Source organism: Pseudolactococcus insecticola (assembly GCF_011170065.1).
Taxonomy (GTDB): Bacteria; Bacillota; Bacilli; order Lactobacillales; family Streptococcaceae; genus Pseudolactococcus; species Pseudolactococcus insecticola.
The window spans coordinates 87,728-93,727 of record NZ_BLLH01000010.1 but is presented as its reverse complement, the minus strand read 5'-3'; the positions used below and the strand labels follow the sequence as shown (position 1 = coordinate 93,727).

Here is a 6,000-nt window from a genome sequence, read left to right as displayed (position 1 = left end):
TGTGCATAGCTACTTCCCTAAGTTCATCACGACTTCGTCGTTCTTCACTAAAGGAGTAGCCAGCCCAACGGCTAAGCGGTAAAACCGCCAAGCCTGTGCATAGCTACTTCCCTAAGTTCATCACGACTTCGTCGTTCTTCACTAAAGGAGTAGCCAGCCCAACGGCTAAGCGGTAAAACCGCCAAGCCTGTGCATAGCTACTTCCCTAAGTTCATCACGACTTCGTCGTTCTTCGCTAAAGGAGTAGCCATGTCCATACAATACCAAACAACTGATGCTGGGATTAATTATCGTGATGTTGCGAGTTTGATGCAGGAGGTTGAGATTTCTAGTTTGCCGGCTGATTTGGTTGAGCTATCATTTAAAAACAGTCTTTACAAAGTTTTTGCCATTGATGATGCGACAGGTAAGCTTGTTGGTGTAGGGAGAGCCTTGTCTGACGGTGTTTTACAGGCAAATATCTACAATATCGCCGTTTCGCCGACGCTTCAAAATCAAGGGGTTGGGCGCAAGATTATCAACAACTTACTTGATCAAGCAGCTGGGCAGATTGTCACGCTGTACACGCATCCGAAAACCTTTGACTACTATGAAAATCTAGGATTTTCATACCTCAATACAGGATTTATCCGTTTTTTGCCGCAAGATAAGCAGTGGTTTATAGATGAAGGTTTCATCGACAAATGACGGACTGGTCATGCCCTAAAGGAGCAGAAAATGAGCTTAACCTATGATATTTTACGAAAAAATTTCAATAAAAGTGTGCCAAATGAGCTTGCCTTGCCTGAAGCACTACATAAGATCACAAGGATTGGTGATGCCGACGCAGCCATGGAAGTCACGACATCAGAAGATTTAAAAACCGTCACAGAAATCAGCATCACAACTTTTGACGATAAGATTGAAACGACATTTTACAAACTTTTTGTTGATGGACTTGAAGGAGGGATGGGCTGGTCAAGCGTGAATTTTTATCAGGCTGCGATGGCGACCTTGAAAGATCATCAGGCGCACACAGGCACAAATTCACAAGGCATCAGCGCTGTACACTCATGGGCGGACAATCAGATGACGGTTACCATTGACTTGAATTGAGCCTATAAACACAAACTCGTGATTGTTTTTGACTATCACGGGTTTTTTATTTTTCAAATTTCAAACTAAAAAAGCTATGAGACAATGAAGAAAGTTAAGTTTAAGACAAGAAAGGATTTGAAAACGATGGCAGTGGCATTTAGCGAAGATAAAAATGAAATCACAAAAGACGGGAGTTTCAACCGTCAGAAGAACTATTTTACAGGGGTACTTGGTGGGGAGGAGTTTCCCGCTGAGGCTGGGCGTTACCGGTTGATTTGGGGTGAGATTTGTCCATGGAGTCACCGTGTTGCTATCATCAGACGCCTGCTTGGGCTCGAAGATGTCATCAGCGAGGGTAAAGTCTATCCTGTCAGAACGGAAAAAGGCTGGCGCTTTTCGCTGGACGCGGGAGATCGTGATCCTGTGCTTGGTATCGAGTATCTAGCTGAGATTTATGAGCAGACTGATCCAGACTACACGGGCCGCGCGACGATTCCGACCATTGTCGATCTGACGACCGAGAAAGTGATTAGTAACGACTATCACAACATCACGACGCAGATCGAGTCGAACTTCACTGACTTTATCGCGCCAGACGCACCAGAGCTATATCCTGAAAATCTGCGCAGCGACATCGACGCCCTAAACGACGTCTTGTTTAATGAAGTCAATAACGCTGTCTACAAAGCAGGATTTGCCAAGTCGCAAGAGGCATATGAGAAAAACTATCACCTGCTTTTCAACCAACTTGACAAGTTAGAACAACGTTTGAGTGATAGGAAATTTCTCTTTGGCGACCAGTTGACCGACAGTGACATCCGACTTTATGTGACCTTGGCACGTTTTGACGTGGCTTACTACAGCATTTTTCGGACCAACCGCAACCGCCTGATTGACTTTCCAAACCTTTGGCGATATGCGAAAACACTCTATCACATCCCAGCATTTCACGAAACGACAAACTTCCAGTCTATCAAAATGGGCTATTCACTGGGCAATCACGCCGAAAACCCCAGGAACTTGCTAGCACTAGGGCCAGATACAAGCATCTGGGAAGACTAGGTATTTGAAAAATCAAATCAATCCCTTCCAAAAATCTAATACCCAAAGCAAGAAAGTCATGAGACAATAGAGAAGTCCGGAAAAGGACAATCAACTATATATGGGAATGAATAGGAGGGTTTATGAAAAAAATAAGCAAAATTGCACTAAGTTTACTCGCTGTTGCAACTGTGACAAGCCTTGCTTCTTGTGGTAAACAAAGCAAGTCAGATAGCACAAAAGCCAGTCAAGATACGACAAAAGCAAAAACGATTCTCGTAGGCACAAGTCTTGCGCCAAAGCCTTTTACCTATAAAGAAGGTGATACGATAAAAGGCTACGACATTGACCTGCTACGCGCCATTGACAAAAAACTGCCGGACTACAAGTTTAAGTTTGAGGTGACAGAGTTCACGTCGATCTTGACAGACTTGGACACAGGTCGTGTGCAGATTGGTGCTAATAACTTTGGTTATACGGATGAGCGTGCGCAAAAGTACACGTTTTCAAAACCAGTTGTCAAAAATCCGTTGGTCCTAGTCGTCAAAAAAGGCAGTGGCATCAAAGGTTTCGCAGATCTAGCTGGCAAAACAACCACGACAGGTGCTGGCACCAACTATACGGCGGTACTTGAAAAATACAACGCTGCACATGGCAATAAAATCAAAATCAACTACACAGAAGCCGACTGGGCAAAACGTCTCCTAGAAGTAGAAGATGGCGCCGTTGACTTCACGCTGACAGATGATCTCATCGCAGCAGATGTGGTGAAAAATCAAAAACTTGATAAGGTCGACGTGGTACAAATCACAGATGACAGTATCAATCCGAACTCATACTTTTTATTTGCCAAAGACGCGGATAAAAAGTTAGTCAGCCAAGTCAATGCACAAATCACTGCCTTCAAAAAAGATGGTACTTTGGAGAAAATCAGCAAAGAATATCTCGGGAAATATAACGCCCCAGACGATAAATAATCAAATCAATAGGAGTAATCACAACCATGAAAAAAATCACCAAAATCGCACTTAGTTTTGCAGCTGTCCTTGCAGTCACAAGTCTCGCTGCCTGCGGCAAGTCAGACGACAAAGATAAGACAAGCAAAAGCTCTAGCGCGAAAGTGACAGAAATCACAGTCGGCACAGCGGGTATGCCAAAACCATTTACCTATAAAACGGCTGATGGCAAGCTGACTGGCTACGACATTGAGCTTGCTAAAAAGATTGACAAGGCACTGCCACAGTACAAGTTCAAGTTTGAAGTGACAGAGTTTCCATCTGTCCTTGCCAATCTCGACACAGGTCGTTTCCAGCTTGCTGCCAATAACTTTGGCTACAAAGCTGAGCGCGCTGAAAAATATATCTACTCAGATCCGATTGCTAAAAACCCTGGTGTACTCGTTGTCAAAAAAGGTAGCGACATCAAGAGTTGGGCTGACATTGCTGGCAAAAAAACGACGTCTGAAACAGGGACGACCTACTCAAACTCACTCGAAGAGTTCAATAAAACAGCTAAAACAAAGGTTGATTTTACCTATACCGAGGCTGACTTAGCGACGCAGTTGCAACAAGTTTCAGACGGCAAGCTCGACTTCAAGCTGCAAGACCTCGTATCTGCTAAACAGATTATCAAAGAAAGTGGCTTGAGCAACCTCAAAGTCATCGATATCACAGGCGAGCGCGATAATCCAAACTCATACTATCTCTTCCCGAAAGATGCGGACAAAGCCTTTGTTAAAGCCGTAAATGCCCAAATCGCAAAATTCAAAAAAGACGGGACTTTGAAAGCCTTGTCTGAAAAAGAGTTGGGTGGCAACTACGCACCAGATGATAGTATCACGGTGAAATAAAGCCTAAATTTCTAATCAAATCATTAGTGACTGAGCTGATTTTTAGGTAAAATGAAGTTAGAACAATTGAAATGGCTGGAAAATCCCGGTCAACAACCAATGATAGAAAGAGGTACCACTATGGCACACACACTTCCAGAACTTCCTTACGCTTATGATGCGCTTGAACCATTTTTTGACGAAGCAACGATGAAGTTGCACCACGACAAACACCATGCGACTTATGTGGCAAACTTGAATGCAGCGATTGATAAACACAGCGAACTTGCTGATAAATCAGCGCTTGAGCTTGTCAAAGACTTGGCTTCTGTACCAGATGACATCCGTACTGCCGTTCAAAACAACGGTGGCGGTCACGTCAACCACAGCTTTTTCTGGGAAATCTTGGCACCAAACGCTGGTGGTAACCCAACTGGTGAGATTGGTGACGCCATCGCAGCAAAATTTGGCAGTTTTTCTGAGTTTAAAGAACTTTTCAAAACAGCAGCAACAGGTCGTTTTGGCTCTGGCTGGGCATGGCTTGTCGTTGATGCAGCAGGAGAACTCAAAGTAACGTCAACTGCCAACCAAGATAACCCTATCTCAGACGGCGAAACACCTGTTTTGGGACTTGATGTTTGGGAACACGCTTACTACCTCAAATACCACAATGTACGACCTGACTACATCGCAGCATTCTTTGAACTTGTCAACTGGGACAAAGTCAACGAACTCTACGCAGCAGCGAAATAAACAAATAAAGTGAAAAGGATGCCGGTGGCGTCCTTTTTTGATGCAAAAAAACCAGCTCTCTCAGTGAGAAAGCTGGCAAAATGCAAGGTTACCAGACGTTGACGTCTTCATAGTAGTCTCGGATAAAGTCCCTAGTGAAAGGGATGGTATATCTGACTAAGCCGTGTCCAGCGGGCTCTATCAAAGCGAGTTTAATCAAACGAGATCTGTATTGACCGATGTAACCTTTGTCGGCACTCATTCGTTCTTGTAAGTCTGCGACTTTTGTTTCGGCATCATCCTCAGCCATGGCGATGAGAAATTCCTTTTGTTTCTCGGGTAACTCCATGAAGATAATGCTGTGAACGTTTTGAAACAGGTCATCTTTAGCTGATATGAGCGCATACTTTAGCGCATCCTCGTTGTACAAGCCCATCTTGAGGTTTTCGAATAGATAATAGCCGATGAGCTGAACGAGATAGGCATAGCCCTCTGTGAGTTCGGCAGCTTTCAGGACAATGTCTCGTGTGAGCCGTTTTTGGTCAATGTCGTCTTGAAAGACAGAGAGATAAGAATGCTTAACGTCGTCAAGTTTAATATCATCGAGAAAGACTCTTTTGGCACGATTGATGAAAGTCGAGGACTTTTCTTGGAGGATTTTTTCGATGTTATTAGGCAATCCTGCCATGAATAAACTCACTTTTCGGCCTTTATTGACAGCGACTTGATACTCATTTGCGAGTGTCCGCATGATGGCTTGCTGTGACTCATCTTCTACGATGATTTCATCGATGAGGATGGTAACGGTATTATGTTGTTGGTTGAGATGTTCGATTAGCAGGTTAAAGCGTGAATGAAAGGTATCAGTTAAGGTTAGTAAGTCTCTTTTCTCGCTTTTGACGTCTATGGAGAAACCAGGAAGTGTGATACCGCTGATTGTTTTATCGACAATCTCTTTTTGGCTAGCTGATAAGGCTGCATACAAATCATGGATGATATTATCTAGCAACTGTGGGCTCATCGCATTCATGATGACGATAGCTTTACTGTTTTTTTCTAGATGTTGATAGAGCGTCGTCAGTAATGCTGTCTTGCCACTGCCACGGACACCAGAAACAACGGTTGTTTTCCAAGGGCCGCGGCTAGTCAAAGCGGCATTTTCCATATAAGGAAAGACCTGATTTCTTTCAATATAAGTGTTTGGGAGTCCTCCAAAGGAAGGGTCAAAAGGGGAGATTTCTTTTTTTGCCATGTTATACTTTACTCTCTGTGTTATACTTTGCTCTTCGTGTTATACTTATTGTCTCATGTTATACTTCATC

General features: G+C 43.6%; 7 protein-coding genes. 6 read left to right on the top strand and 1 reads right to left on the bottom strand.

The genetic code is table 11. The features are described from left to right. Nucleotides 1–249: 249 nt before the first annotated feature. From Hs20B_RS08455 to Hs20B_RS08430, 6 genes are all read left to right on the top strand, one after another. Nucleotides 250–687 (top strand): GNAT family N-acetyltransferase, encoded by a 438-nt coding sequence (locus Hs20B_RS08455; protein ID WP_172357499.1) that lies wholly within the window; start codon nucleotides 250–252, stop codon nucleotides 685–687. A 30-nt stretch (nucleotides 688–717) separates the two neighbouring features. Further along, a complete protein-coding gene (locus tag Hs20B_RS08450; protein ID WP_172357497.1) occupies nucleotides 718–1,095 on the top strand; it encodes a hypothetical protein in 378 nt (125 codons plus the stop codon). Between the two features lie 126 nt (nucleotides 1,096–1,221). Next, complete coding sequence (locus Hs20B_RS08445) at nucleotides 1,222–2,139, top strand: glutathione S-transferase family protein (RefSeq protein WP_172357507.1); 918 nt, start codon at nucleotides 1,222–1,224, stop codon at nucleotides 2,137–2,139. Nucleotides 2,140–2,261: 122 nt separating this feature from the next. Next, nucleotides 2,262–3,095: a transporter substrate-binding domain-containing protein gene (locus tag Hs20B_RS08440; protein ID WP_172357495.1), complete on the top strand. Its 834-nt coding sequence runs from the start codon at nucleotides 2,262–2,264 to the stop codon at nucleotides 3,093–3,095. Between the two features lie 26 nt (nucleotides 3,096–3,121). After that, the gene (locus Hs20B_RS08435; RefSeq protein ID WP_172357493.1) at nucleotides 3,122–3,967 is read left to right on the top strand and encodes a transporter substrate-binding domain-containing protein; all 846 of its coding nucleotides are present in this window, start codon (nucleotides 3,122–3,124) and stop codon (nucleotides 3,965–3,967) included. 120 nt (nucleotides 3,968–4,087) lie between these two features. Then, a complete protein-coding gene (locus Hs20B_RS08430) occupies nucleotides 4,088–4,699 on the top strand; it encodes a superoxide dismutase (protein WP_172357491.1) in 612 nt (203 codons plus the stop codon). 88 nt (nucleotides 4,700–4,787) lie between these two features. On the opposite strand, the gene Hs20B_RS08425 is transcribed toward Hs20B_RS08430, so the two are convergent. After that, nucleotides 4,788–5,930 carry a DUF8462 domain-containing protein gene (locus Hs20B_RS08425; RefSeq protein WP_172357489.1) on the bottom strand — a complete coding sequence of 381 codons (1,143 nt, stop codon included), beginning with the start codon at nucleotides 5,928–5,930 and terminating at the stop codon, nucleotides 4,788–4,790. Nucleotides 5,931–6,000: the final 70 nt, after the last annotated feature.